This is a genomic window from Actinoallomurus acanthiterrae (genome assembly GCF_054775715.1).
The window spans coordinates 8,257,146-8,281,380 of sequence record NZ_BAAHCO010000001.1 but is presented as its reverse complement, the minus strand read 5'-3'; the positions used below and the strand labels follow the sequence as shown (position 1 = coordinate 8,281,380).

The 24,235-nt window shown below is 70.6% G+C and carries 23 protein-coding genes; 7 read left to right on the top strand and 16 right to left on the bottom strand.

What is annotated here, in order from left to right:
• Window positions 1-144: 144 nt before the first annotated feature.
• Entirely contained in the window at window positions 145-1,731 is a 1,587-nt protein-coding gene (locus ACYVF7_RS39030; RefSeq protein WP_460350675.1) for a glycoside hydrolase family 13 protein, read from the bottom strand.
• A 487-nt stretch (window positions 1,732-2,218) separates the two neighbouring features.
• On the opposite strand from ACYVF7_RS39030, the gene ACYVF7_RS39025 reads away from it, so the two are divergent.
• Together ACYVF7_RS39025 and ACYVF7_RS39020 are read left to right on the top strand one after the other, a co-directional pair.
• The gene (locus tag ACYVF7_RS39025; RefSeq protein ID WP_460350673.1) at window positions 2,219-3,496 is read left to right on the top strand and encodes an RNA-guided endonuclease InsQ/TnpB family protein; all 1,278 of its coding nucleotides are present in this window, start codon (window positions 2,219-2,221) and stop codon (window positions 3,494-3,496) included.
• Window positions 3,497-3,552: 56 nt separating this feature from the next.
• Complete coding sequence (locus tag ACYVF7_RS39020) at window positions 3,553-3,762, top strand: hypothetical protein (RefSeq protein WP_460350670.1); 210 nt, start codon at window positions 3,553-3,555, stop codon at window positions 3,760-3,762.
• A gap of 177 nt (window positions 3,763-3,939) precedes the next feature.
• Here ACYVF7_RS39020 and ACYVF7_RS39015 read toward each other — a convergent pair whose 3' ends face one another.
• The 7 genes from ACYVF7_RS39015 to ACYVF7_RS38985 all read right to left on the bottom strand — a co-directional run bounded on the left by ACYVF7_RS39015 (window position 3,940) and on the right by ACYVF7_RS38985 (window position 9,893).
• Complete coding sequence (locus ACYVF7_RS39015) at window positions 3,940-4,932, bottom strand: LacI family DNA-binding transcriptional regulator (RefSeq protein ID WP_460350667.1); 993 nt, start codon at window positions 4,930-4,932, stop codon at window positions 3,940-3,942.
• Between the two features lie 115 nt (window positions 4,933-5,047).
• Window positions 5,048-5,245, bottom strand: coding sequence for a ferredoxin (locus tag ACYVF7_RS39010; RefSeq protein WP_360881307.1), 198 nt, complete (start codon window positions 5,243-5,245; stop codon window positions 5,048-5,050).
• A gap of 20 nt (window positions 5,246-5,265) precedes the next feature.
• On the bottom strand, window positions 5,266-6,495 hold the full coding sequence (locus ACYVF7_RS39005; RefSeq protein ID WP_460350663.1) for a cytochrome P450: 1,230 nt from the start codon (window positions 6,493-6,495) through the stop codon (window positions 5,266-5,268).
• Window positions 6,496-6,532: 37 nt separating this feature from the next.
• Entirely contained in the window at window positions 6,533-7,720 is a 1,188-nt protein-coding gene (locus ACYVF7_RS39000; protein ID WP_460350661.1) for an NAD(P)/FAD-dependent oxidoreductase, read from the bottom strand.
• Window positions 7,721-7,802: 82 nt separating this feature from the next.
• The gene (locus ACYVF7_RS38995) at window positions 7,803-8,003 is read right to left on the bottom strand and encodes a ferredoxin (RefSeq protein WP_460350658.1); all 201 of its coding nucleotides are present in this window, start codon (window positions 8,001-8,003) and stop codon (window positions 7,803-7,805) included.
• Window positions 8,003-8,665, bottom strand: a complete 663-nt coding sequence (locus tag ACYVF7_RS38990) for a TetR family transcriptional regulator (RefSeq protein ID WP_460350656.1) — start codon at window positions 8,663-8,665, stop codon at window positions 8,003-8,005. Before ACYVF7_RS38990 ends, ACYVF7_RS38995 begins: the two co-directional genes overlap by 1 nt.
• 10 nt (window positions 8,666-8,675) lie before the next feature.
• Window positions 8,676-9,893 (bottom strand): cytochrome P450, encoded by a 1,218-nt coding sequence (locus tag ACYVF7_RS38985; RefSeq protein WP_460350653.1) that lies wholly within the window; start codon window positions 9,891-9,893, stop codon window positions 8,676-8,678.
• A 130-nt stretch (window positions 9,894-10,023) separates the two neighbouring features.
• Between ACYVF7_RS38985 and ACYVF7_RS38980 the strand changes: the two genes are divergently transcribed.
• From ACYVF7_RS38980 to ACYVF7_RS38965, 4 genes are all read left to right on the top strand, one after another.
• Window positions 10,024-11,487, top strand: coding sequence for an MFS transporter (locus tag ACYVF7_RS38980; RefSeq protein ID WP_460350649.1), 1,464 nt, complete (start codon window positions 10,024-10,026; stop codon window positions 11,485-11,487).
• A gap of 76 nt (window positions 11,488-11,563) precedes the next feature.
• Window positions 11,564-12,370 carry a DeoR/GlpR family DNA-binding transcription regulator gene (locus tag ACYVF7_RS38975; protein WP_460350647.1) on the top strand — a complete coding sequence of 269 codons (807 nt, stop codon included), beginning with the start codon at window positions 11,564-11,566 and terminating at the stop codon, window positions 12,368-12,370.
• A gap of 66 nt (window positions 12,371-12,436) precedes the next feature.
• Window positions 12,437-12,925 (top strand): ATP-binding cassette domain-containing protein, encoded by a 489-nt coding sequence (locus tag ACYVF7_RS38970; protein ID WP_460350644.1) that lies wholly within the window; start codon window positions 12,437-12,439, stop codon window positions 12,923-12,925.
• Window positions 12,922-13,959: an ATP-binding cassette domain-containing protein gene (locus tag ACYVF7_RS38965; protein ID WP_460350641.1), complete on the top strand. Its 1,038-nt coding sequence runs from the start codon at window positions 12,922-12,924 to the stop codon at window positions 13,957-13,959. Before ACYVF7_RS38970 ends, ACYVF7_RS38965 begins: the two co-directional genes overlap by 4 nt.
• Window positions 13,960-14,154: 195 nt before the next feature.
• On the opposite strand, the gene ACYVF7_RS38960 is transcribed toward ACYVF7_RS38965, so the two are convergent.
• The 4 genes from ACYVF7_RS38960 to ACYVF7_RS38945 all read right to left on the bottom strand — a co-directional run bounded on the left by ACYVF7_RS38960 (window position 14,155) and on the right by ACYVF7_RS38945 (window position 16,785).
• Complete coding sequence (locus ACYVF7_RS38960) at window positions 14,155-14,424, bottom strand: hypothetical protein (RefSeq protein WP_460350638.1); 270 nt, start codon at window positions 14,422-14,424, stop codon at window positions 14,155-14,157.
• 133 nt (window positions 14,425-14,557) lie between these two features.
• Window positions 14,558-15,109, bottom strand: coding sequence for a GNAT family N-acetyltransferase (locus tag ACYVF7_RS38955; RefSeq protein ID WP_460350635.1), 552 nt, complete (start codon window positions 15,107-15,109; stop codon window positions 14,558-14,560).
• A 6-nt stretch (window positions 15,110-15,115) separates the two neighbouring features.
• Window positions 15,116-15,889 carry a GntR family transcriptional regulator gene (locus ACYVF7_RS38950; RefSeq protein ID WP_460350632.1) on the bottom strand — a complete coding sequence of 258 codons (774 nt, stop codon included), beginning with the start codon at window positions 15,887-15,889 and terminating at the stop codon, window positions 15,116-15,118.
• A 131-nt stretch (window positions 15,890-16,020) separates the two neighbouring features.
• Window positions 16,021-16,785, bottom strand: a complete 765-nt coding sequence (locus tag ACYVF7_RS38945; protein WP_460350629.1) for a GntR family transcriptional regulator — start codon at window positions 16,783-16,785, stop codon at window positions 16,021-16,023.
• Window positions 16,786-17,146: 361 nt separating this feature from the next.
• On the opposite strand from ACYVF7_RS38945, the gene ACYVF7_RS38940 reads away from it, so the two are divergent.
• Window positions 17,147-17,608: a DUF6292 family protein gene (locus ACYVF7_RS38940; protein WP_460350627.1), complete on the top strand. Its 462-nt coding sequence runs from the start codon at window positions 17,147-17,149 to the stop codon at window positions 17,606-17,608.
• A 74-nt stretch (window positions 17,609-17,682) separates the two neighbouring features.
• Here the strand turns inward: ACYVF7_RS38940 and ACYVF7_RS38935 are convergent, their stop codons facing one another.
• The 4 genes from ACYVF7_RS38935 to ACYVF7_RS38920 form a co-directional block, all read right to left on the bottom strand.
• Complete coding sequence (locus ACYVF7_RS38935) at window positions 17,683-18,462, bottom strand: hypothetical protein (RefSeq protein WP_460350625.1); 780 nt, start codon at window positions 18,460-18,462, stop codon at window positions 17,683-17,685.
• Window positions 18,463-18,553: 91 nt separating this feature from the next.
• Window positions 18,554-19,090: a histidine phosphatase family protein gene (locus ACYVF7_RS38930; protein WP_460350623.1), complete on the bottom strand. Its 537-nt coding sequence runs from the start codon at window positions 19,088-19,090 to the stop codon at window positions 18,554-18,556.
• A 38-nt stretch (window positions 19,091-19,128) separates the two neighbouring features.
• Window positions 19,129-21,579, bottom strand: a complete 2,451-nt coding sequence (locus ACYVF7_RS38925; RefSeq protein WP_460350621.1) for a beta-L-arabinofuranosidase domain-containing protein — start codon at window positions 21,577-21,579, stop codon at window positions 19,129-19,131.
• A gap of 57 nt (window positions 21,580-21,636) precedes the next feature.
• Window positions 21,637-24,150, bottom strand: a complete 2,514-nt coding sequence (locus ACYVF7_RS38920; RefSeq protein WP_460350619.1) for a LamG-like jellyroll fold domain-containing protein — start codon at window positions 24,148-24,150, stop codon at window positions 21,637-21,639.
• Between the last annotated feature and the right edge of the window lie 85 nt (window positions 24,151-24,235).

The following is a 24,235-nucleotide window of genomic DNA, read 5'->3' as shown; positions in this document are numbered from 1 at the left end:
GGACCGGCCATGGGAGAGACGGCACCACCACCGGTCCGCAAGCTCTCCGAGACGTTAAGCCGCGTATCCGGGCGCGTCAACGCAATCCTGCCGACAATGTCGAACACTTTCGGCGGGCTCTCTCCCCGGAACCGCCATGACGGCTCAGTCCAGCCAGACGGCGGTGTCCGGAGGGAGCTCGCCCCGCTCCAGCGGCCCGCTGGCCAGCAGCGCCGACCGGCCCTCCGGAAGCCGTACGGGCCGGGCGCCGAGGTTGACGACGCAGGTGACGCCCGAGTCCCGGTCGAAGGCCAGGACGTCCTCACCCATCGACCGCCAGGCGAGCGTGCCGTCGCCGAGCCGCTCGCGCCGCAGCCGCAGCGCCTTCCGGTAGAGGCCGAGCGTCGAGGACGGGTCCGTGGCCTGGGCCTCGACGGTGAGGTCACGCCAGGACGGGGGCTGCGGCAGCCACGGGTCGCCGCCGCCGAAGCCGAAGGGCGGCGCGTCGCCCGACCACGGGAGCGGGACCCGGCAGCCGTCCCGGCCGCGGTCGCGGCGGCCCGAACGGAACCAGATGGGGTCCTCGAGCCGGTCCTCCGGCAGGTCCTCGACCTCCGGAAGGCCGAGCTCCTCGCCCTGGTAGACGTAGACGCAGCCGGGCAGCGCCATGGCGAGCAGGGCGGCGGCCCGGGCCCGGCGCAGGCCCAGCCGCAGGTCCGTCGGCGCTCCGTGCCGGCGGTCGGCCAGGTCGAAGGAGGTGTCCTCCCGGCCGAACCTCGTGACCGGACGGGTCACGTCGTGGTTGGACAGCACCCAGGTCGGCGGCGCGCCCAGCGGAGTGTGCGTGGCCAGCGTCGCGTCGATCACGCGGCGCAGCGCCCGGGCCTCCCACGGGCAGCCCAGGAAGTCGAAGTTGAAGGCCGTGTGCAGCTCGTCCGGGGCCAGGTAGGCGGCGAACCGGTCCTGGTCGGGCAGCCAGACCTCGCCGATCAGCGCCCGGTCGCCGTACTCGTCGGCGGTCCGCCGCCAGGCCCGGTAGATCTCGTGCACGCCGTCCCGGTCGGTGTAGGGGTCCCGGCCGTCCGGCTCGGCGTCGGGGTCCTTGACCAGGACCGCGGCGGAGTCGATGCGGATGCCGTCCGCGCCGCGGTCGAACCAGAACCGCAGGACGTCGAGGAACTCCTCCCGTACCCCGGGGTCGCCCCAGTTGAAGTCGGGCTGCTCCGGCGCGAACAGGTGGAGGTACCACTCGCCGTCCGGAACGCGGGTCCACGCGGGGCCGCCGAAGATGGACTGCCAGTCGTTCGGCGGCCCGTCGCCGCGCCCCGGCCGGAACCAGAAGCGCGCCCGGGCCGCCGAGCCCGGCCCGGCCCGCAGCGCCTCCTGGAACCAGGCGTGCCGGTCGGAGCAGTGGTTGGGGACGATGTCGACGATCGCCCTGATCCCCAGCCCGTGCGCCTCCTCGATGAGCTTCTCGGCCTCGGCGAGCGAGCCGAAGACCGGGTCGATGTCGCGGAAGTCGGCCACGTCGTAGCCGCCGTCGACCATCGGCGAGGGGTACCAGGGGTTCACCCAGACCGCGTCGACGCCCAAGTCGGCGAGATGGCGGAGCCGTCCGCGCAGGCCGGCCAGGTCACCGACGCCGTCACCGTTGCCGTCCGCGAAACTGCGCGGGTAGACCTGGTAGATCGCGGCACTCCGCCACCAGCCCTCCGGCTGCGGTGACCTGCCGGGGGGAACGAGTTCGGCCATGCCGGATCATCTCCTCGAACGGTTCGGTCGGGTCGCGGGCACGCGCGCCCTCACCCTTTCAGCTGGCTTCTAGCGAGGAATCCCGGCCCTTCAGGACTTCGTTGGGAAATCCGCAAACCGGCCATTGTGATCTTCAGGACCGGGAGGAATCGCTTCTGTTGTGCGCGGCACGTTAGCGCCGCCTGAGCGGTTGGTCAGCCAGGTCGTTTCTGGTTTTCGATGTGTTCGGCGATGATCGCCAGGTTGCGCCACCGTAAGAGGCGGCGAAGTAGGACGGGAACGGCAGGTAACCGTCCCACAGGTGCTTCGACAGGTGGGCCTGGTGTTCCTGCCTGAGATGGTGGGCGGAGAGGCCTTTGAGGCTGTTGACCGGGCGGGGTAGGGCGGTCTGGGTGGAAGTGCGCGAGCAGGTAGACGTGGTCGGTTTCGTTGTTGAATTCGTGGAGTTCGATGCTGATGTCGGTGCGTACTTGTAGGGTCGCTGACTGTGAAGTTGGTGGTGCAGGTGAAGCTGCTGCCGACGCCTGAGCAGGCGGCGGCGCTCGCGGCGACCCTGCCCCTGTGCAACGTCGCGGCCAATGAGGTGTCGGCGGTCGCGTTCGCCAAGGGCGTGTTCGCTCGGCAGAAGCTGCAAAAGCTCGTGTACGCGGATCTGAAGGCGCGGGGGTTGTCGGCGCAGCCGGCTTTGCATGTGATCCGTAAGGTCGCCGATGCCTACACCACGCTGCACGCCCAGATTGAGGCGGGTCTGCTGGGTGATGAGTATTCGCGGCGGCGCCGAAAGGCGGAGTCCAAGCCCGTCATCTTCCGGGCGGATGCGGCGCAGCCGTTCGATGACCGGTGTTTGTCGTGGCAGATGGACGCCCGGACCGTCTCGATCTGGACCGCCCAGGGCCGGGTCCAGGGCATCGCCTTCACCGGCGAGTCCGGGCAGCTCAAGTTCCTGGCGGACCACCGCAAGGGCGAGACCGATCTGGTGCACCGCGACGGGATGTTCTTCCTGATCGCGACCTGTGAGGTCGAAGAGGCCCCGCAGTTCGAGCCTGCCGATTGGATCGGGGTGGATCGGGGGATCGTGAACCTGGCCACCACCTCCGATGGGGACAACCATCAGGGCAAGGGCCTGGCGCGGTATCGCAGGCGACAGGCCCGGCTGCGCAGCGAACTGCAGGCCAGGAAAGCAGCGGGGAGCCGGTCGGCCGCCCGTCGGTTGGCTCGCCGGTCGGCGCGGGAGGCGCGGCACGCCGCAGACGAGAACCACAAGATCAGCAAGGCGATTGTGGCCGTTGCCCGACGCACCGGACGCGGTATCGCACTTGAGGAATTGAGTGGGATACGCGATCGGGTACGGCTCAGGCGGCACCAGCGGGCCACGCTCTCCTCCTGGCCGTTCCATCAGCTCGGTACCTTCCTCCAGTACAAGGCCTTGCGGGCCGGGGTGCCGTTCGTGGAAGTGGATCCGGCCTACACCTCTCAGCGGTGTCCGGTGCCGTGGTGCGGGTACACCATGCGGGCCAACCGGCCTGATCGGGATGCTTTTTGTTGTCGTCGGTGCGGGTTCGCTGGCTCCGCCGATGTCATCGCCGCCATGAACATCCGGAAACGGGCGTGCGTGGTGTGGGCATTCGTCAGCATGCCCGTCCCCGACCCCAGCACAAGGGGGAGGGGAGATGCGACCCTGGCGCGACGGCCAGCCGCGACGGGGAGCGCAACAAGGTGTGAACACCCGAGCCCCAAGCCCGGCCGTCCACGGCCAAGAAGCTGACTCCTCCGGCGGTCAGGCCCGCCATGATGTGCCGCTCGAAGAGCAGGAAGACGGCGATGGCCGGGACGCTCGCGATCACGAGCGCGGCGATGAGGACGTTCTCCGGCGTCTGGTTCGACAGCGAGGTCGGCGGCCTGGCCGGACTTGATCATATTCTGGACGTCGGTGAAGTAGGGGTAGAAGACGTCCTCCATCTGGTCGCCCGCGAGCTTGGCCGTGAACGTCTTGGGGTCCGCAGGGGAAGGCATCCTTGCCGACGACGGTGATGCCCGGATGCAGCCGTCGTCGGGGTCTCATCATCGACTCCCTCCTGGACTGGCCTCCGGTGCCCAGAGGCCTCGGGGCGAGGGCCGGGATGCAGGATCCGGTGCGAGAACGATATATAGACCGACACCAAACTGCAATAGTCGAACTGAAACTAGAAAAAAGACGACAGCTCCCGGTCAGGCGGGACCCGTGGAGCCGCGGACGACGAGCTCCGGCTCGAACAGCAGCTCTTCGGGGGCGGCCTCCGAGCCGTCGATCTGGGCGCCGAGCAGGGTCACCACCGCGCGCCCCATCGCGTCGATGGGCTGGCGCACCGTGGTCAGCGGCGGGTCGACGCAGCTCATGAACGCCGAGTCATCGAAGCCGACCACCGAGACGTCCTCGGGCACCCGCCGCCCCTGCCTGCGGGCCGCCTTGATCGCGCCCAGCGCCAGCGGGTCACTGCCGCAGATCACCCCCGTGACCCCCCGCCGCAGCAGGCGGGTCGTCGCCGCCTGGCCGCCTTCCAGGGAGAACAGGGTCCGCTCGACGAACTCTCCGCCATCGGCCGCCTGGGCCAGCCGCTCGAAGGTCTCCACCTTCCGGCGCGACGGCATGTGGTCCGCCGGGCCGACGACCAGGCCGATCCGCTCGTGCCCCAGCGCGCGCAGGTGCCCGTACGCCTGCTCGACGGCGACGACGTCGTCGGTGGCCACCGCCGGGAAGCCGAGGTCGGCGACCGACGCGTTCACGAGCACCACCGGCATGCCGCGCCTGCGGAGCAGGTGGTAGTGCTCATGCGCGGCGTCCGCCTCCGCGAACATCCCGCCGGCGAAGATCACTCCTGAGGCCTGCTGGTCGAGCAGCAGGTTCACGTACTCCGGCTCCGAGAGGCCGCCCGCCGTGCGCGTGCACAGGACGGGCGTGAAACCGAGTTGCACCAGGGCGCCGCTGACCACCTCGGCCAGGGCGGGGAAGATCGGATTTTGCAACTCCGGCAGCACCAGGCCGACCAGCCGGGCCCGGTCGCCTCGCAGCTGCGTCGGCCGCTCGTAGCCCAGCACGTCCAGCGCGGTCAGCACGTTGTCGCGGGTCGTCGCCGAGACCCCCGGTTTGCCGTTGAGCACCCGGCTGACGGTGGCCTCGCTGACCCCGGCCTTCTTGGCGACATCAGCAAGTCGTCGTGACATGTCGCAAGAATATCGCAAATCCTGCAAGTCGCTTACATGAGTTGCGGGAAGCGCTGCCGGGGTCGCGGGCCTCCGCGCCGTCCGGTGCGGCGGCCGAAGCCGCCGCACCTGGCCGCTACGACTCTTCGACCTGGATGGCCAGCGCGGGGCACACCGCCGCGGCCTGCCGGACGTCGGCGGCCAGGTCCGCCGGCGGCTCCTCGGCGAGCAGGACGACGATGCCGTCCTCGTCGCGCTGATCGAACACGTCCGGGGCGCTGGTCACGCACTGTCCGGACGCGACGCACTTGTCCTGATCGACGATGACCTTCATGGGTTCGCTCCTTTACGGGATTACCAGGTGACGGGGAGTTCGTAGACGCCGTAGACGGATCCGTCGTGCTTGAAGCGGATCCGGTCCAGGTCGGTGGCGAGTCTCAGAGTGGGGATGCGCTGGTAGAGCGTGCTGTAGACGACCTGCAGCTCCATGCGCGCCAGCGGCTGGCCGAGGCACTGGTGGACGCCGAAGCCGAAGGCGACGTGGTGGCGGGCGTCGCGTTGGAGGTCCAGCCGGTCGGGCTGCTCGAAGGCGTCGGGGTCCCGGTTGCCGATGTCATTGGGCAGGATGACGCCTTCGCCGGCGCGGATGGTCTGGCCGGCGAGCTCGATGTCCTCCACCGCCACGCGGCGCCGCCCGCTGTGGGTGATGTGCAGGTAGCGCAGGAGCTCCTCCACCGCCGAGGCGACGAGCTTCGGGTCGTCGGCGTCGCGCAGCAGGGCGAGCTGGTCGGGGTGTTCGAGCAGCGCCAGGGTGCCCAGGGCGATCATGTTCGCGGTGGTCTCGTGCCCGGCGATCAGCAGCAGCACGCCGATCTGCGCCGCGTCTTGCCGGGTGAGCTCGCCCGCCTTGACCCGCCCGGTGAGCCCGGACAGCAGATCGTCGCCGGGATTCTCGAGCTTCTCGCCGACCAGGCGGTCCAGGTACGCGGTGAGGTTCCCGCTCGCCGTCATCCGCTGCTCGGGCGTCGAGGTCCGCTTGATGATGGTCTTGCTGTTGGCCTGGAAGAAGTCGTGGTCGGCGTACGGCACGCCCAGCAGGTCGCAGATGACCAGGGAGGGCACGGGCAGCGCGAACGCCTCCACCAGGTCCACCGGCTTCGGGCCGGCCAGCATCTCGTCGATCAGCCGGTCCACGATCTGCTGTACCGCGGGGCGCAGGGCCTCGATCCGCTTGATGGTGAACGGCGCGGTCACCATCCGGCGCAGCCGAGCGTGCTCGGGGTCGTCCATCAGGATGAAGCCGATCTTCGAGCCGCCCGGCTGGATCGGCGCCGAACTCGGGTAGCCGGGGCGCTCGATGTCGGCGCTCAGCCGGGGGTCGGCCAGCAGCGCCCGCTGGTCGGCGTACCGGGTCACCAGCCACGGGGTGCTGTCGTCCCACAGCCGGACCCTGGCCAGGGGGCCTTGGCGCTGCGCGGCCGCAAGGCCCGGGGGCGGGTCGAACGGGCAGCCCGCCGCCCGGTCCATCGGGTACTCCGGAACCGCTGTCGCCTCCGGGCCGGCCGGACTCACTGTGCTGGTCATGGCTACCTTCCTTGTCGAGCGGGTTCCTCGGGATCGATCAGGGCAGGGCCGGTGCGAGCCGGGCGTCGACGACCTCCTGACGGCGCAGGCGGACCTGCTTGGGCATGTTCCAGCCGAGGACGCCGATGACGCGGCCGTCCCGGTGGTAGCGGGCGACGAAGCGGCGGTCTGCCACCGCGCCGTCGACGATGGTCACCTCGGCGTCCGGGCCCGGCAGGCCGTGGACCTGGATCTTGGTCTCGAACTGGTCGGTCCACATGTACGGCACCGGGGCGTACGGCCGGTCGTCGCCGAGGATCGCGTCGGCGACGGCCATGGCCTGCTCGGTGGCGTTGGTCCGGTTCTCCAGCCGGAGCAGGGCGCCGAGCCCGGGATGGTGCCAGCGGGCCACGTCGCCGACGGCGTAGATCCCGTCGGCGGCCCGGCAGCGGGCGTCGCACACCAGCCCGTCGTCCAGCCGCAGGCCGCTCCCGGCCAGCCAGTCCGTCGCCGGCGTGGCCCCGATCGCCACGACGACCACGTCGGCGGGCAGGACCTCGCCGGTGTCCAGGCGCACGCCGGTGACGCGCCCGTGCCGGGCGGTCAGCTCGGCGACTCCGGTGCCGAGCCGCAGGTCGACCCCGTTCTCGAGGTGCGTCTCGGCGAGCAGCCGGGAGACCAGCGGACCGAACCGGCCGGCCAGCGGCGCCGGTCCCGGGCCGGCCATGGTGACCGCAGGGCCCAGGCGGCGGGCGGTGGCGGCGATCTCGGCAGCGAGCACGCCGTCCCCGACGACCACCACGCGTGCGGCGGTGAGCAGGTCGGCCCGCAGGGCGGCGGCGTCGTCGAGGGTGCGCAGGACGTGCACGCCGGACAGGCCGTCCTGGCCGGGGAGCGGGCGGGGCCGCAGTCCGGTGGCCACGACGACGGCGTCGGAGCGCAGGGTGCGCCCGGACGCGGTCCGTACGGTCCGCGTCGCCGCGTCGAGGCCGGCGGCGGGGTCACCGAGGACGAACTCGGCGTCCAGGGCGGACAGCTGGGCGGGCGGGCGAAGCGCGGCCCGGCCGGGCTCCCACGCTCCCGAGAGCACCTGTTTGGACAGCGGGGGCCGGTCGTACGGCGCGTGCGGCTCGGCCCCCAGCAGCGTCAGCTCGCCCTCGTATCCCTTGCGGCGCAGGGCCTCCGCGGTCGCGAGCCCGGCGGCGGACGCGCCGACCACCAGGACCCTGGCCGGAGCCCCCGTCATCGCCGCACTCCGAACGCCGACGGCGTACGGGGGGTCGGCTCGGTCGGCGATATGGCGCGGAGCTCCGCCCGGACGCGCGCGGTCATGAGGTCTCGCTCAGCCGGATCGCGCCGGCGGGGCAGACGTCGGCGGCCTCGCGGACCGCGCCGTGCAGCCGCTCGGGAGGGCGCTCGTCGAGCAGGGCGACGATCCCGTCCTCCTCCCGCTGGTCGAACACCTCCGGGGCGAGCAGGACGCAGTTGCCGGCGCCGCAGCACTTGTCCTGGTCGACGGCCACTCTCATCAGGGGTTCTCCTCGGAATCGTCACGGGGCGGGGTGACCTGGGCCAGCAGCAGCCCGGCGATCGCGTCGATCAGCCCCGAGGCCGCGTCGTGCCAGCTGGACCGGGCGGTGGGCGTGCCTTCGGCGAGCGCGCGTTCGCGGTCGGCGGTCATGTGCATCACCAGCTGGCGGACCATCTCGCCGCGCTCCATGCGGACCTCGACCGGCAGCTCGGGGAGGCACCGGTTCATCCCGTCCACTGCCTCGCGTAGCGACGGCTCGCCGAGCGACTCGTCGACCATGATGGTGCGCAGCTCGGGGTCGGTCATCACCTGCGCGCTGAACCGGGCAAACCAGCTGGGGCGCGGCAGCGAGGCCAGGTGGTCGATGTTCGGGCGGATCAGGCACGCGATCCAGTCCCGCGGATCCGTCGAGCCGGCGACCTCGGCCACCATCCGCGTGCGCCGCCGCTCGATGTCCTCGGTGTGCCTGCGCACGATCGCGCGGACGAGGTCGGTCTTGGTGCCGAAGTGGTAGCCGACCGCGGCGGTGTTGCCCTGTCCCGCGGCCTCGCTGATCTGGCGGTTGGACACGGCGAACACCCCGTGCTCGGCGAACAGCCGCTCCGCCGCGGCCAGGATCGACTCTCGCGTCGCCTGCACCCGCTCCGCCCGTACCGCCATGGTCATCTCCTCACCATCGAACCGGCAGGCTGCGCAGCCCGCCGACGACCAGTCCCTCAACGCGCTCTAGATTCTCCGCCGGGACGGCGAGCTCCAGGGACGGAAGGCGGTCGAGCAGCACGCCGAGGACGGTCTGCAGCTCGGTGCGGGCCAGCGACTGCCCGAGGCAGGAGTGCGCCCCGGCGCCGAAGGTCAGATGCGGGTTCGGGCTGCGGGTCAGGTCCATCTCGTCAGCCCGGTCGAAGGCGGTCTCGTCCCGGTTGGCCGCGGACATGTCGCACAGCACGGTGGTGCCGCGGGGAACCGGCGTGTCACCGACCTCGACGTCCTGGTCGATGTAGCGGACCATGCCGAGCCCGAGGTTGGTGTCGAACCGGAGTACCTCCTCGACGGCGGTCCGGATCAGCGACCGGTCGGCCAGCAGCCCCTCCCAGCGCCGCCGGTCGGCCAGCAGCATGGCCACCATCTTGGCAATCATGTTCGCGGTGGTCTCGTGCCCGGCGACCAGCAGGCCCTGACCGGTGGCGACCAGCTCCGCCTCGGACAGGCCCCGGCCCTCGGCGTCGGTGGCGACGATCAGCTCGCTGAGCAGGTCATCGCCCGGCTCGCCCCGGCGGTCGGCGATGTGGCCCGCCATGTACGCGTTGAACTCGGCCTGGGCGGTCTCGACCTGCTCATCGGTGTAGCGGGTCAGGTTGAGCATGCAGTCCGACCAGCGGGCGAACCGGTCCCGGTCGGAGTCGGGGACGCCGAGCAGGTCGCAGATCACCCACACCGGCAGCGGGAACGCCAGGCCCGACTTCAGGTCCGCGGGCGGGCCGTTCTTCACCATCGCGTCGATGAGCCCGCCGGCCATGGCCTCGATCCGCGGGCGCAGCGCCCCCATCCGCCGGGCGGTGAACCACTTGCCCACGAGCCGCCGCCAGCGCAGGTGCTCCTCACCGCTCTGGGGGAGCACGTTGGCCATCTCGTTGTTGAACACCCCGCCGGACCCGGTGTCGGAGATCCGCGCCGCGTCGGGGGCGTTCAGCCGGCGGCCGAACCGCGGGTCGGACAGCACCTGCTTGACGTCGGCGTAGCGGGTGACGAGCGACATCTCGTCTCCGCTCGGCATGGCCACGCGCGCGACCGGGCACCGCCGCCGCAGCGTCGCCCACTCGGCCGGGGGCTCCAGCGCCGCCGGGCGGGGCAGCGGGTAGTCCAGCCTCTGCTCGTCGACCTGACTCACGGGGCGTCCTCCTGTCGACTCGGTGTCGCCGTCGTTGTCAGTGAACCCGCTCGGCTGGACTAAGTCAATCGATTGATTTAAATTTTGCCAAGGCGCATGTGCGCCGACCGTTCCGATGGAGGTTCCCCTCATGTCCCACGTTTCGACCGCCGCCGGAGCGTCCGGCCCGCCAAGAGCGAACGCCGGTCCGATCGTCGCCGTTTTGGCGCTCGGCGGGATCGTGGTCTCGCTGATGCAGACCCTCGTGATCCCGCTGCTGCCCCAGCTGCCCCACCTGCTCGGCTCCTCGGCCTCGGACACGACCTGGGCGGTCACCGCCACCCTGCTGGCCGCGGCGGTGGCGACCCCGGTGATCGGGCGGCTGGGCGACATGTACGGCAAGCGGCGCATGCTGCTCGCCAGCCTCGTGCTGCTGATCGTCGGCTCCGCCGTGGCCGGACTGTCCGACTCCCTGCCGCCCATGGTCGTCGGCCGCGCCCTGCAAGGACTGGCGTCCGGCGTGATCCCGCTGGGCATCAGCATCATGCGCGACGAACTGCCCGCCGAGCGGCTCGGCGCGGCGACCGCGCTCATGAGCGCCTCACTCGGGGTGGGCGGCGCGCTGGGCCTGCCCGCCGCCGCGTTCCTGGCCGAACGCGCCGACTGGCACATGCTGTTCTGGACCTCGGCCGGGATGGGCGCGCTGGCCACCGTGCTGGTGCTGCTGATCGTGCCGGAGTCGCCCGTACGCACCCCGGGACGCTTCGACCTGCTCGGCGCGGCCGGGATGTCCGCCGGCCTGGTCTGCCTGCTGCTGGCCATCTCCAAGGGCGCCGACTGGGGCTGGGCCAGCGGCCTGACTCTCGGGCTGTTCGCCGCCGCGGTCATCGTGCTGGCGGCGTGGGGCTGGTGGGAGCTGCGCACGCGGGAACCCCTCGTGGACCTGCGCACGACCGTCCGCCGTCAGGTCCTGCTCACGAACATCGCCTCTGTCGTGTTCGGCGTCGCCATGTTCGCGATGTCCCTCGTACTGCCGCAGCTGCTGCAACTGCCCAAGGCGACCGGGTACGGCCTGGGCCGGAGCATGCTGACGGCAGGCCTGGTGATGGCGCCGACCGGCCTCGTCATGATGGCCGCGGCCCCGTTCTCCGCCCGCATCTCCGCGGCCCGGGGCCCGAAGGTGACCCTGATGGCCGGCGCGGTCGTGGTCGCCGCCGGGTACGGGATGGGCATCGCCCTGATGTCGGCGATCTGGCAGCTGGTGCTGGTCTCCTGCGTGATCGGCGCCGGTATCGGCCTGGCCTACGGCGCCATGCCCGCACTGATCATGGGGGCCGTGCCGGTGGCGGAGACCGCCGCCGCCAACAGCCTGAACACCTTGATGCGCTCGATCGGCACCTCGGTGTGCAGCGCGGTCGCGGGCGTGGTGCTGGCCCACATGACCGTCACGCTCGGCCCGGCGTCCGTTCCCTCGCAGAACGCCTTCCGGGTGGTCATGGTGATCTCCGCGGCCGGAGCCGTCATCGCCCTCGCGGTCGCCGCCTTCCTGCCCGGCCGGCGCGCGGCCATCCCCACCTCGCCGCCCGTGACCACGGAACCGGCCCAGACGCACTGATCCCCACCGGATGCGCCGTTCGGTGGCCCTGATGGCTACGATCGGGTCATCCGATGCTTTTCCATCAGGGGGGACCGTGAGCGACGTCCCAGGGCCGTCGGACGGACGCAAGCCGGTCTTCGCCGCCGAACGCCGCAAGCGCATCCTCGAACTCCTCCGCGCGAACGGCACCCTCTCGCTGCGCCAGTTGGCGGAGGCCGTCCAGTCGTCGGAGGTCACGGTCCGCCGCGACGTCCGCGCGCTCGAGGCCGACGGGCTGCTGGACCGCCACCACGGGGGAGCCTCGCTGCCCGGCGAGCTCTCCCAGGAGTCGACGTACCTGCAGAAGGCCCAGGTCGGGAGCGAGGAGAAGGCCGCGATCGCCGACCTGGCGACCGCACTCGTCGACGACGGCGACGCGATCGCCATCGGTCCCGGCACCACGACGTACGCGCTGGCGCAGCGCCTCACCGGTCACACCGACCTGACGGTGGTCACCAACTCGCTCCTGGTCGCGCAGGCGCTGGCGGCCTCGCCGCGCATCGAGGTCGTGGTGACCGGCGGCACGCTGCGCGGTCCGGTGCAGGCGCTGATCGGCAGCGCGGCGGAGCGGTCACTGGCCGGGCTGCGCATGCGGCGGGTGTTCATCTCCGGCAACGGGCTCACCGCCGAGCGAGGCCTGTCCACGCCGAACATGCAGGTGGCGGGCACGGACCGGGCGCTCGCGGAGGCGGCCGAGGAGGTCGTGGTGCTCGCCGACCACACCAAGGTCGGCGTGAACACCATGGTGCAGACCGTGCCCCCCGAGCGCATCGACCACCTCGTCACCGGCGAGGACGCACCGCCGGACGAACTGCACGAGCTGAGCGCACGGGGCGTACGAATCCACATCGCCCGTCTCTGATCTGGCAGGTGAGGGCCGCGGCGTGGTATCACGAGCGGACAACCGGCGCGGTACCGGAGGTGCGTCGTGACGGACAGAGCCCTGGAGGCGGCCGGGATCCTCAAGACGTTCCCGGACACGGTCGCCCTCGACCACGTCTCACTCACGCTCGCGCGCGGCGAGGTCCACGCCCTGACCGGTGAGAACGGCGCGGGCAAGTCCACGCTCGTCAAGGTCCTGACGGGCGTCCACCGCCCGGAGGCCGGGCGGCTGCGCCGGGACGGCGAGCCGCTGCGCGGCCGGCCCGCTGGACGCCCGCCGCGCGGGCATCATGGCGGTCCACCAGGACGACGCGCTCATCCCCTCGATGAGCATCGCCCGCAACCTGTTCGCCGGCGCGGAGCCGAGGGGCCGGCTCGGTCTGATCGACACCGCGCGGATGCACGAACGGGCCACCGGCATCCTGGCCGGCTACGGCCTGCGCGTGGACGTGCGGCGCCCGCTGGCGACGCTGGACCCGGGCGCCCGGACCCTGGTCGCGCTGGCCCGCGTGGTCACGGCCGGGCACCGAGGTGATCATCCTCGACGAGCCGACCGCGGAGATGGAGCCCCCGCAGATCGAGACGCTATTCCGCGTCGTGGCCGAGCAGCGCGAGCAGGGTCGCGCGGTGCTGTACGTCAGCCACCGGCTCGACGAGCTCTACCGGCTCGGCGACCGCCTGACCGTGCTGCGCACCGGCCGCGTCGTGCACAGCGGGCCGTTCGCGGCGCTGGACCGCCGCACGCTGGTGTCCATCATGCTTGGGCGGCGGCTCCAGCGATTGCCGTCCGCCGTACCCGAAGCGGCCGCCGACGCCCCCGCCGACCCGCCCTATCTGCGTGCCACCGGGCTGACGCGCCGGCACGCGCTGGCCGACGTCTCGCTGGAGTTGCGGGAGGGCGAGGTGCTGGGGCTGGGCGGTCTGCTGGGCGCGGGTCGCTCGGAGACCGCCAAGGCCATCGCGGGGGCACTGACCCTCGACTCCGGCCAGGTCACGGTGGCCGGCGCCCCGTTGCCCCGGCGCTCGATCGCCGGCGCGATCCGCGCGGGCGTGGGCCTCCTGCCGGAGAACCGCGCCACCGAGGGGATCATCCCGTCGCTGTCCGTCCGCGACAACATCGCGCTGGCCGCGCTGCCACGCCTGTCCCGCTTCGGCATCGTGTCCGGCGCGCGGATCGACCGGGTCGTGGAGACCTTCATGCGCCGCCTGCACATCAAGGCGACGTCACCGCTGCAGAAGGTCGCCGAGCTCTCCAGCGGCAACCAGCAGAAGGTCCTGCTGGCCCGCTGGCTGGCGATGCAGCCGAAGGTCCTGCTGCTGGACGAGCCCACGCGAGGCATCGACGTCGGCGCCAAGGCCCAGCTCCGCGACCTGCTGGACGAACTGGCCGTGGCCGGCCTGGCCATCCTGCTGATCTCCTCCGACCTCGAGGAACTGGTCTCCGGCTGCGACCGCGTCGTGGTCCTGCGCGACGGCACCGTCGCCGCCGAGCTGACCGGCCGCGAGGTCACCGAGGACCGCATCATCGCCGCCATGGCCTCCGCCGGCGCCGAGCGACCGGATCGCTGACCGTGACCAGAACCACGTCCGGGCGACACGGCGGTCATGGCCGCCGAGTGTGTCACCCGGGCGGTCCGGCTGTCACCAGGGCACCATCCCGGGGTCCTCGAAGAATCCGTCGGTCGGGCCGTCGTAGCCCGGGTGCCCTCGCTCATGGGGTGTCCCGCCTCAGCGCCGCTCACCCCGTGTTGAGAACGATCTCGCTCAGGAAACGATGCTTTCCGCCTGAGCTTCTTCTTCGTCTCCCATCAGTACGGCGTCGACGCGGAGGCTGACGCGGTACCGCGAATCCGGGCGACTGACGTACAGGCCGTTCATTCGGCGTGCCATGCGGGTGAGACTTTCGGGCGCGCGTTCCGGCAGTCTTCCAGCATTGCGCTGGTCCTCTCGGCGGACGGCGATTACGACCATGAGAATCGCGCCCACCGCGATTCCGAGTATGAGTATGGCGGCCGCAGCCACGACGACGATCATCCAGATGCTCCTCCCGGCGACCGGCCCGGCGTCCCGTCGCCGAGCTTACGTCTGACTCATACCAACGTTTCAACATGTACAAACGGGAGGTAAGGGACCTACTACCGTTCTGTGACTTTTCCGCCGATCGCCGTCAACCGGACAGACGGCCTTCGCGGAGCCGGGGCGTCGGCTGCGGCGACGCCAGCCGCTGGAACAGCGCGCCGGACGGATAGTCGGCGAGGTCCTTCGTCCGCACGTGCACGAAGCCCTGCCGCAGGTAATAGGCATGCAGTGCCCGGTTGGTGGTCCAGACATCGACCCGGACCCATCGGGCGCCGAGGAGCGCCGCACGGGTGCCGGCCCAGTTCAGCAGTTCGGCGCCGAGCCGTTGTCCGGCATGGTCACGCCGGACCGCGAGACGGCGGATGTAGAACGCGCGTTCATGCCGTTCTCGCGGAGTCCACAGGCGACCGTCCGGCTCCTCGTCCATCGAGACCGTGGCGATCGCGCCGGCCGGGCCCCACACCAGCCACGTCCGCTGCGCGATGATGCACAACCGTACCCGCTCGGCGCGTTCCTCCTCGCTGGGCCAGGGCTTTTCCCACTGGTCCGTGCCTTTCGCCCGTAGCCATCTGGAGGCGTCTTCCAGCAGGGCCAGAACGGTGGACTGTTGGTCGGGCGTTGCGGGCCGGACGATGAACACCGGGCTTCAGTCGTGGTCGGAGCCGGGGAAGAACTCTTCCGCATGGTATGCCGACACGTCGCCGGTCTCATAGAGCAGGTGGTTCCGGTCGGCCGGCAAAATCGTGTGGGTGACCCGGATCGGCCGCTGGACCGAATACGCGGTCCGCCAGTGTTCGATCACCGGAATCGCGGGGCGGGTGAGGGGATCCAGCCCGAAGTACTCCGCCTCCTCCAGCGTGGGCTCACGCGCCGTGACACGATCGGTATAGCCGACCTGCCGGTGCCCTTTCTCGGCCAGCACCTCGATGGTGCCCCGTTTGATGTCCTCTGGCTTCATCAGGTCGGTGTCCTTGACGAGGTCGAGCGGGTAATACGACGTCTCGACGGACCAATGTTCCCCGTCGATCTGCCGCCACATCTGGCGGAACACGACGGCCGATCCCTCGGGGATCCGTAGCCGCCGTGCCACCTCCGCTTTGGCGGTGTCCTTGGTGACGTAGACCTGGTGGCCCGCCAGGCGCCCCTGCAGCGCGACGTCCGTGTGGTAAGAATCGCTGTTCTCCGGGCCGCGACCGGGCTTTTCCCGCGAGGCGTACAGCGTGAACGCGGGAAACTCGCTAACCCGGATGGGCCGGCCTGGCGAGTGCTCGATGAGCCCGAGATTGGCCAGATCAGCGAGGACCAGGCGAATCGACTGAACGTCGAGGTCGTGCTGGGCGGCCAGGCCGAACTCGGTGGCGAGTTCGGTGCCGGGCTCGAGCTCTCCGCTACGAATGCGCCCTTTCAGCTCCTCGGTCACCTGTCGGATGCGGTCGCGACGATGCACATGACCCTCCTGTAGCGGAATGGGCGGGGCGCAACGTGGGGAGTCGCTCCACAGCTTTCATATCGCGCGATGGAAGCGGTGTCATCCCCGTGCGCGATCCGCGCCTATCGATCCTGGGGCGAGATGTCTCCGACGTTGTAGACAAGATGAAACAGGTCCGCCGGGAAGATGGTGTGTGTCAGCCGGATCGAACGCTCGGCGGAGTTCGCCGTCCGGAACAACTCCATGACGGGAACTCCCTGGCCGAGGCGGAGTTCCTCTGTTTCCTGCGGTCCTGGCATGCGTGCCAGGAGCTGGTCCCGATAGCCGATCTGCTGGTGGCCGAGTTCGGCGAGGTACGCGATGGTCCCCTGCTCGATCTCCTGCTGTTTCGTCAGAGCGGTGTTCAACGCGATGTCAAGCGGATAGTAGGAGCGCTGGATGAGTGCGGGCTCCCCATCCACCTGGCGAGTGATCTGGCGAAGTACCACCAGGTCTTCGATGGGGATGCGCAGCCGGTCGGCGATACCGGTGGTCGCGGGCAGCACCCGCATCGTGACCGGGCCCCATCCAGGGGTGCGCTGCTGTGCCTCGATCTCCGAGCGGTACTCCGGATCGTGCTCGCTGCCGGGCCCCTCGACCCCCAGTGTGAAGTTCAGCACGGTCCGGGTGCGCACGAAGGTGCCGCGTCCCGGCTGGGAGACGATGCGCCCTTCGTTCGCCAGAAGGTTGAGAGCGAGTCGCACGGTGTTGCGCGAGACCCCGTACTTCTCCATCAGCTCCGGCTCGGAGGGCAGCTGGTCGTCCGCGGCGTAGACCTTCTGGTCGATCTTGGCGCGTAGATCGGCGGCGATGCGCCGGTACCGGGGGCCCTGCGATCGCTCAACCACGGCAAAGGCCTCCCGCAGGCTCGGAGTTTCAAAACATACCAACGAGTCCTACCATACCCTTGACAAGGTCGCGGCGCTCGCACCACGCTGGGGCGCGGGTGGGGCTCCTCTGCGAGGGTGTCCCCGGGGCCGGGTGCTGGTCGGTGGTACGACCTATTACTCTCACCATCCGGTGACGGCTCCAATTCGCTGCGAAATCGTCATTCGTGCTCAGGTTTCCGATTAACAGCGACTGCTCATGTAATCTATGAGCGTCGAAAGCGTTCAGCAGCGAATGGTTCGAATCGTGCCTTAAGTTGCTTTCTGTCTTTTTAGCTTCAAGGTCACAGATATCCGCAAAAGCGCATCAACGGAGCAGACGATGAACAGACTTCCCGTGCCGGGGACGCATGACTGGGTGGAGCTTCCCGCCCACTACCTCGGCGCCACCTGTGCGGCGCTCACCGCCGCCGGGATCGCCGTCGCCGAGTCCTGGGTCGACCCCATGGACCCGCGCGACGCCACCATCTTGCTCGCGGCCCGGCCGTCAAGCGTCCTGCACGCCGACGTCGCGCCCGCTCTGGTGTGGGACGAGATGAGCGGCTGGCGGTACGGCCGGTTTGTGGGCGGCCGCAAGGGCATCCGCACCCGGCTCGACCAGGAGCGCAGCTTCGGCGGCGATCTCCTGCCGGAGCCGGCCATGGTCGCGGCCACCATGCAGTGCGTGTTCCAGGGCGCTCTGGTCGGTGCGACGGAGCGGCCGCGTTTCCGCCACTACGCCGATATCGGTGACGGCACCGACGAACGTCTCGCCGCCTTCGCCCCGCAGGACGCCCTGGTCTGATCGGCACGCGATGATAAGGGTCTGCCGCCGGAGGGGGCCCTTATCGTTTCTTGACTCCAGCAGACCCCGGAATGTTAGTAATCGAGGAGCAGGCCACAGCCTTCATCGACGCCCTGGCTCATCCAGTCGAGGATGTCGTGCAGGTCCGGATCCTCCACGGCTTCCTGCACGTACTTCTCGAAGGTCCAGGGGCCGGGGAGCCATACGCGGTGTTTCCGGGGAACCCGGTAGTTCCACGCCTTCGCCAGCGCCACCGGGACAGGCTCGTCATCACCGTGGGCGGGCGGAACGAGCGAGTGCTCCGAATCCCAGCGCGGGGCCGGTGGGACGATCGGGGCCGGGATCGCGAGGATCTCCTCCCGGACGGTTCGCAGCTCAGGGTCGAGCGCCCACCTGTTCGTCCGTTCCCGGGCATCCTCCGCCAGCTCGCGCAGGAGCGACCAGGCCTGCGCGTACCGCGAGGTGACGTCGTAGCGGTACCAGGCCCGCAGGTGACCGCGATGGGCTCCGCCGCGCACCTCGTCCAGATGCGTGCGCCACCGCCGCAGGTGGTCGGCGAGTTCACCGGGCAGGAAGCTGCGAAAGGCCGCCAGCCGCCACTCCGCCGGGAGGACGGGACTGTAGACGAACGAGCCCACCCGGCGGTAGCAGTCCGGGCCACCGTCGAGCTCCACATGCCGGGCGATCTCGTTCGATCCCGCACCTGGGTGCCGTCCGCCGAGCAGGTGGTCGAACTCCCCCTCGTGCCAGTTGCCGAGGGCCGTGAACGCGGCCACCTGGGCTTCGACCAGCGCAGCCCAGCGTTCGGGGGAGAGACCGCTCACCGGCCGCATCCGTATCCAGTCGATCCCCACTGCTTCTCCTGCCCGGCGCTGTGAGCCGGTTCGACGCACCGGCTCGAGCACACGGGACAGAGTGTCCACCATCGGCGGGTTCGGCTGCTCATCAGGAGAGTCGGTATTCCCACCCTTCGCGCCAACCGAAGTCGGCGTCCACCAGGTCTTCCAAGGGAACCCCGTCGAGGAGGTGATCGAACGCCCACCGCGTCGCGACGTGTCCGATCACCAGGACCCGCGTATCGGCCCATCGTAGGGGCAGGTCGTCAAGGAAGCGGCCCACGCGGTGAACCGCATGCCGCCAGCTTTCTCCTCCCGGATAGGGCTCGTCGATGTGCTCGGACCGGTTCTGGTGCAGCTGAATCGCAGGCATCCCGTTGCCGTCGCCGTAGTCGCACTCCCGGAGCCGCCAGTCATGCAGGACCGGAACGTCGGCGCCGGCGAAGGCCAGGGAGGCGGTCTCGACCGCCCGGGCGAGGTCGGAGGTGAAAACGGCGGCGAGGCCGTCCTCACGCCGTCGCTCGCCCAGTTCCACGGCCAGGTGCCGACCCCGCTCGGACAGGCGTCCGGGCAGCCATCCGGTGGCGATCCCTCGATCGTTGTCCCGGCTCCAGGAATGCGTCTCGAACACGATCTCTATCGGCATGACGTCACGCTAACTCCGCGAGGAGAAACGGGGGCTCGTCACTCATGTTCGACCGTCCACTCGAGGATGCCGCCGGACACCCCGTCGGCGAGATTCGCTTCCAACCGGAAAGCGGCGGCCCGTACCGGAGTGAACGTCGTGTGGTTGTAGGTGTCGCGTGCGGTGCCGTACGCGGACGGGTTGTCGACGGGCCGCCAGGTGTCACCGTCGCGGTACAGGAGGCGCCACAACGCCGGGACGCGGCACTGCCCGTGTCCGGTGTCGTCGAACCAGTACACGGCGGTCGCCGCGGCCGTGATCGGCTCCGGATAGTCGTACTGCACCCACTCGACGCCTCCGCGATGGTCCCACCAGGTGAACCGCGGGATCGACTCGTCGGCGGAGTTCGCCGGCTCGATCCCGTCGCAGAGCGCCTCGGTCGTGTCCCCCTGCCACAGGTGGGAGGCCGTGGCGACCGGCAGGATCTTCCATTCCCGGGCGTCCGTGCCGTGGCCGATGACCGGGAACGCGGTGAGGCGAAGCCGTGCGGCGCCCATCGGGATGAGGGTGATGGTCTCCGCGGACTCGTCCGACCTGATCGGGCCGTCCTGCAGCGGCCGGATGACGTTCTCGTCGTCGGTCCGCCAGTTGGGGATCCGCCGGGCCCGGGCCCTGATCTCCAGGGGTGCTCCTCGCCGGGTGAACGGGTTTCCGCGCGCCGGCCGCCGCCGTACGGTGAAGGACCGTCCGTCGAGGCCGTAGTTCCACGGCGAGCCGGCGGTGACCTCGTACTCCGGCCAGGTCGTGGTTCCGGCGAACCGCCGCCAGTTCTCCTCGATCGCCAGGGAGAAGGTGAGCGGGCCGTGCTCCACGGAGATCGCCCGGTGACCCCAGGTACGCGTGGTCGTGCGCATGGGGAGGCGGAGCTCGACCCGGTCTCCGTTCCGCCAGGTGCGGGTGACGACGACGTAGCAGGGCGGTGCCGCCCGTACGGGCATGGGTGAACCGTTCACGCGCAGCGCGGGCGCCTCGCACCACTGCGGGACACGCAGGTAGAGCGGGAAGTCGACGGGGCGCGGCGTGGAGATCCGCAGCGTCACGGTCTCCTCGAACGGGTATCCGGTCTCCTCGGTCATGGTGACGGCGGTGCCGTCGGCTCCGACCTTCGCCGTCACCTCGGACGCGGCGTACATCGAGGCGCAGAGCCCGGAGTCGTACGTCGCGAGCCAGAGTTCCTCGGCGAAGTACGGCCAGCCCATGCCGTAGTTGTGCGGGCAGCAGCGGTAGTTGTGCACGCCCGGCATGTACGCCTGCATGGCGAAGTCGTTGTCGAACTGACCGTGCGTCTTCGGGCTGTTGTCGAGCTGGACGCAGTTGGCGCTGGTGACGTAGTGCGTGCCGCGCTGCGTGGGGTCGAAGGCGGCGGGCAGCGAGTTCACGGCGATGTTCTCGCAGCGGTCGGCCCAGACCGGGTCGCCGGTGATCCGCGTCAGGACCTCGAAGCTGTGCATCAGCTCGACGAACCCGCAGGTCTCGAAGCCCTGCCGGGGATCGGTGAAGTACGGGCGGCAGTTCTCGTCGCCGGCGAACCCGCCGCCGGGGAACTGGCCGTACGTGCCCATGATCACGTCATGGTTCCGGTACGTCGCCGCGCGCAACGCCGGATCACCCGCCAGGACGCCGTACTGGACGGGCTCGCGGAACCCCTGGGCGAGGTTGACGTTGTGCCAGGTCGGCAGACCGGTGACGTAGTCGGCGGAGCCGGCATGGATCTTGCGCACCAGGTCGAGGAGCCAGGACTCCCCGGTCCGGTTGTAGGCCCAGTAGACGCTGTCGATGGTGTCGCCCCAGCGGTACGCGCCCCAGCCGCGCCGGAACACCTCGGCGGACTGCCGGTTCTGGAAGCCGAAGTACCGCATGAGGAACGGCGTGATCCGCTCATCGCCGGTCGCCTCGGCGTACGAGCGGAGCGCGTCCAGGACCGGCATGTGCGGCCAGAAGTCGGGGCCGCCTTCGAGCGAGCCGCGGTGGACGGCCGGGCCGAACCAGCCGTCGGACTGCTGGGCGGCCAGGATGCCGTCCACCCACCGGCGGGTCAGACCCCGTACGCGCTCGTCACCGGTGACGATGCCGAGGTCGGTGAACCCGCGCAGCCAGTACGGGAGCTCCTCCCAGCCTCCCTTCGAGGGATCGACCCACCCGTTGGTGTCGTAGTTGAGATAGTCCGATACCTCGGGCATGTGGCCGTTGAGGCCTTCGACCTGCAGGTCGAGCTGCCGTCGCAGCCATCCCCTCGGCCGTACGCTCCCTGGCGGAAGCTTGAGGAACGGCGCCGGCCGTAGCGGCGCGCGGTTCGGCGTGTAGTGGCCGCCCGCCGAGGCGGCCTCGACCGTCCGCAGGACCCGTACGCCGCCCGGGAGGCGATCGGCGCGGGCAGGGCTCGCGACGCCGGCGGCCGCGACGCCCCCGGTGACGGCGAGGCCACGGGTGAGGAACGTCCGTCGTTCCATCGGCTCTCTCCTTTCCAGAGGAGGCGGGAGGGACCCGGTGGTCCCTCCCGCGCTGGGTCACTTGCCGGATCGGTAGAGGGCCGCGACGTCCTCGGCGGACAGGGCCCGGTCGAAGACGTGCACCTGGTCGAGGGCGCCGGGCCAGAAGTCGACCTGGTTGCCGCCGTACTTGCCCCGGCCGATCACGGTGTGACCGGTGGAGCGGTCGCCGAGGCACGCCGACGCGGTCCCGGCCTTCTCGCCGTTGACGTAGAGGGTCAGGGTTCCGGTCGCGGCGTCGCGGACGCCGGTGAGGTGGTACCACTGGCCGGTCTGCGGCGCGGCCGGGGCGAGCGCCCGGACGCCGGCGAAGCTGAACGCGAACCGGTCGTCGGCCCCGGAGTACTGCAGGTAGAAGGCGCTGTTGGTGTCGCCGTCCTGGCTGACCGCCGTGGCGAACGAGCCGCGCCGGTCGAGCTTCACCCAGGCGGACACGCTGTAGTTCCCGGTCGTGTCCAGGATGGCCGCGCCGGTGTCGGCGAACTGGTTCGAGCCGTTGAACTGCAGCGCCGACCCGGAGTGCCCGGCGGTCCACGTCGGCCCGTTCACGAGCGTGGCGTCGTGCGAGCCGGCGGCGTCCTTGGCCGTGGCGCCGGTCCCCTCGTCGAGGGGGTAGAAGGCGACGCCGTCGAGGCCAGGGGTGCCCGGCGGGAAGGTCGCGCCGCCGCCCTGCCCCACCGAGCCGGAGGCGTTGATGAGGGCCAGGTTGACCTTGCGGACCTCGCCGGCGTCGGGCTTGAGGACCTTGCGGTCGTAGGTGTAGATGCCGTTGAGCTCGTTCTCCACGTCGGTGATCTGGGTGTAGACGGAGGCGGAGAGGCCGCAGCCCTTCTCGACCTGGAGCAGGCGGTTTTGCAGCTCGGTGTAGCGCCGGGTCAGCGTGGCCGCGTCGGGCTCCATCTCGTACGCGAAGCCGTGGGCGGGGTCGTACATGTGGCCGTCGACCTTGAGGCCCAGGCCGCCGTACTCACCGTCCACCGAGGCGCGCGCCCCCTGCTGGATCGGTGTGCCGGGGCCGACGTAGGTGTGGTCGTCGCGGATGTCGCCCTCGCCGTTGTCGGGAAGGGAGTCGCAGCAGTTGACGCCGCTGTCGGCGTTGACGAGGCGGCTGGGGTCCCACGACTTGATCGCGGCGCTGATGCGGCCGGGCTCGTACTCGCCCCAGCCCTCGTTGAAGGGCACCCAGACGACGATGGACGGGTGGCTGCGGTGCTGTTCGACCAGTGCGTGCAGCTCCGTCTCGAACTGCGTCTTGGTCGCGGCGGACGGCGAGTGCCCGGCGTACGTCGCGGGCATGTCCTGCCAGACGAGCAGGCCGAGTTTGTCCGCCCAGTAGTACCAGCGGTCGGGTTCGACCTTCACGTGCTTGCGGACCATGTTGAAGCCGAGGCGCTTGTGCGCCTGCAGGTCGAACCGCAGGGCCGCGTCGGTCGGGGCGGTGTAGATGCCGTCCGGCCAGAAGCCCTGGTCCAGCGTGCCGACCTGCATGGTGAACTTGCCGTTGAGCAGCATGCGGACCTTGCCGTCCGGGCCCTTGCCGAGGGAGATCGAGCGCATCCCGAAGTAGGAACCGACCTCGTCGGCGCGCCCGTGGCCGTCTCGCAGCCGTACCTTCAGCGTGTACAGGTACGGGTCGTCGGGCGTCCACAGGTGCGGCTTGGCGATGTGCAGGCGAAGCTCCGCGCCGGCCGCTCCGGTGACCCGGCCGACCTTCCGGCGCCCGGCGTACGCCGTCGCCTCCACGGTGGTCCCGGCCTGCGCGCCGGCCGCCTGGACGGTGAGCCGCAGGTCCTTGGCGGCCAGGTCCGGGGTCGCGTCGACCCGCTCGACGTGGGCGGCGGTGACCGGCTCCATCCAGACGGTCTGCCAGATGCCCGACGAGGGCGTGTAGAAGATGCCGTCTCCGGGGGCGCGCTGTTTGCCGAGCGCCTGGGTCCCGATGTCGGTCGGGTCGTCGACCCCGACCAGGAGCTCCTGCGGTCCGGTGCCGCGGACCGCGTCGGTGACGTCCGCGGTGAAGGCGTCGTATCCGCCGGTGTGGGTGGCGACCCGCACGCCGTTGACGTAGACCGTGGTGTGGTAGTCGACGGCCTGGAAGTGCAGGAGCAGGCGGTCGCCGTGCCAGGAGCGCGGCACGGCGAAGGTCCGGCGGTACCACATGTGGTCGACGTGCCGCTTGATGCCCGACAGCGCCGACTCGATCGGGTACGGGACGAGGACGCGTTCGGCGAGGTTCCGGCCGAGCGGCGGGGCCTGGCCGGCGGTGGCCTCGGCGAACTGCCACGAGCCGTTGAGGTTCTGCCACCGGTCCCGCGTGAGCTGGGGCCGGGGGTACTCCGGGAGGGCGTTGCGGGCCGAGACCTGGCTCGTCCACGGGGTGGTCAGGGGCGGGTCGGCGGCGGCGCGCGGCGCGGCCGCGGGGCTCGCCGCGGCGTGCGCCGTGGGGGACAGAAAGGCGGCGAGCAGAGCGAGGAGGGCGGCGGCCGCTGGGCCGCGGGGGCGGGCGCGGCGCACCGGGCGGAAGAGGGACACGGACGGTCTCCCATCTGTCGAACATCTGTCGGAGGGAACCGGCGGAGGCGACACGCGGCAGCAGCACGCTTACCGCGGATCACGC

Coding starts and splice junctions, on each gene's coding strand:
- ACYVF7_RS39005 (WP_460350663.1), bottom strand. CDS start 6,495: ATGACCAGCACAGTGAGTCCGGCCGGCCCGGAGGCGACAGCGGTTCCG.
- ACYVF7_RS38940 (WP_460350627.1), top strand. CDS start 17,147: ATGAACAGACTTCCCGTGCCGGGGACGCATGACTGGGTGGAGCTTCCC.
- ACYVF7_RS39015 (WP_460350667.1), bottom strand. CDS start 4,932: ATGTCACGACGACTTGCTGATGTCGCCAAGAAGGCCGGGGTCAGCGAG.
- ACYVF7_RS38990 (WP_460350656.1), bottom strand. CDS start 8,665: ATGGCGGTACGGGCGGAGCGGGTGCAGGCGACGCGAGAGTCGATCCTG.
- ACYVF7_RS38960 (WP_460350638.1), bottom strand. CDS start 14,424: ATGATCGTCGTCGTGGCTGCGGCCGCCATACTCATACTCGGAATCGCG.
- ACYVF7_RS39010 (WP_360881307.1), bottom strand. CDS start 5,245: ATGAAGGTCATCGTCGATCAGGACAAGTGCGTCGCGTCCGGACAGTGC.
- ACYVF7_RS39030 (WP_460350675.1), bottom strand. CDS start 1,731: ATGGCCGAACTCGTTCCCCCCGGCAGGTCACCGCAGCCGGAGGGCTGG.
- ACYVF7_RS38925 (WP_460350621.1), bottom strand. CDS start 21,579: ATGGAACGACGGACGTTCCTCACCCGTGGCCTCGCCGTCACCGGGGGC.
- ACYVF7_RS38930 (WP_460350623.1), bottom strand. CDS start 19,090: ATGCCGATAGAGATCGTGTTCGAGACGCATTCCTGGAGCCGGGACAAC.
- ACYVF7_RS39000 (WP_460350661.1), bottom strand. CDS start 7,720: ATGACGGGGGCTCCGGCCAGGGTCCTGGTGGTCGGCGCGTCCGCCGCC.
- ACYVF7_RS38995 (WP_460350658.1), bottom strand. CDS start 8,003: ATGAGAGTGGCCGTCGACCAGGACAAGTGCTGCGGCGCCGGCAACTGC.
- ACYVF7_RS39020 (WP_460350670.1), top strand. CDS start 3,553: ATGGCCGGGACGCTCGCGATCACGAGCGCGGCGATGAGGACGTTCTCC.
- ACYVF7_RS38980 (WP_460350649.1), top strand. CDS start 10,024: ATGTCCCACGTTTCGACCGCCGCCGGAGCGTCCGGCCCGCCAAGAGCG.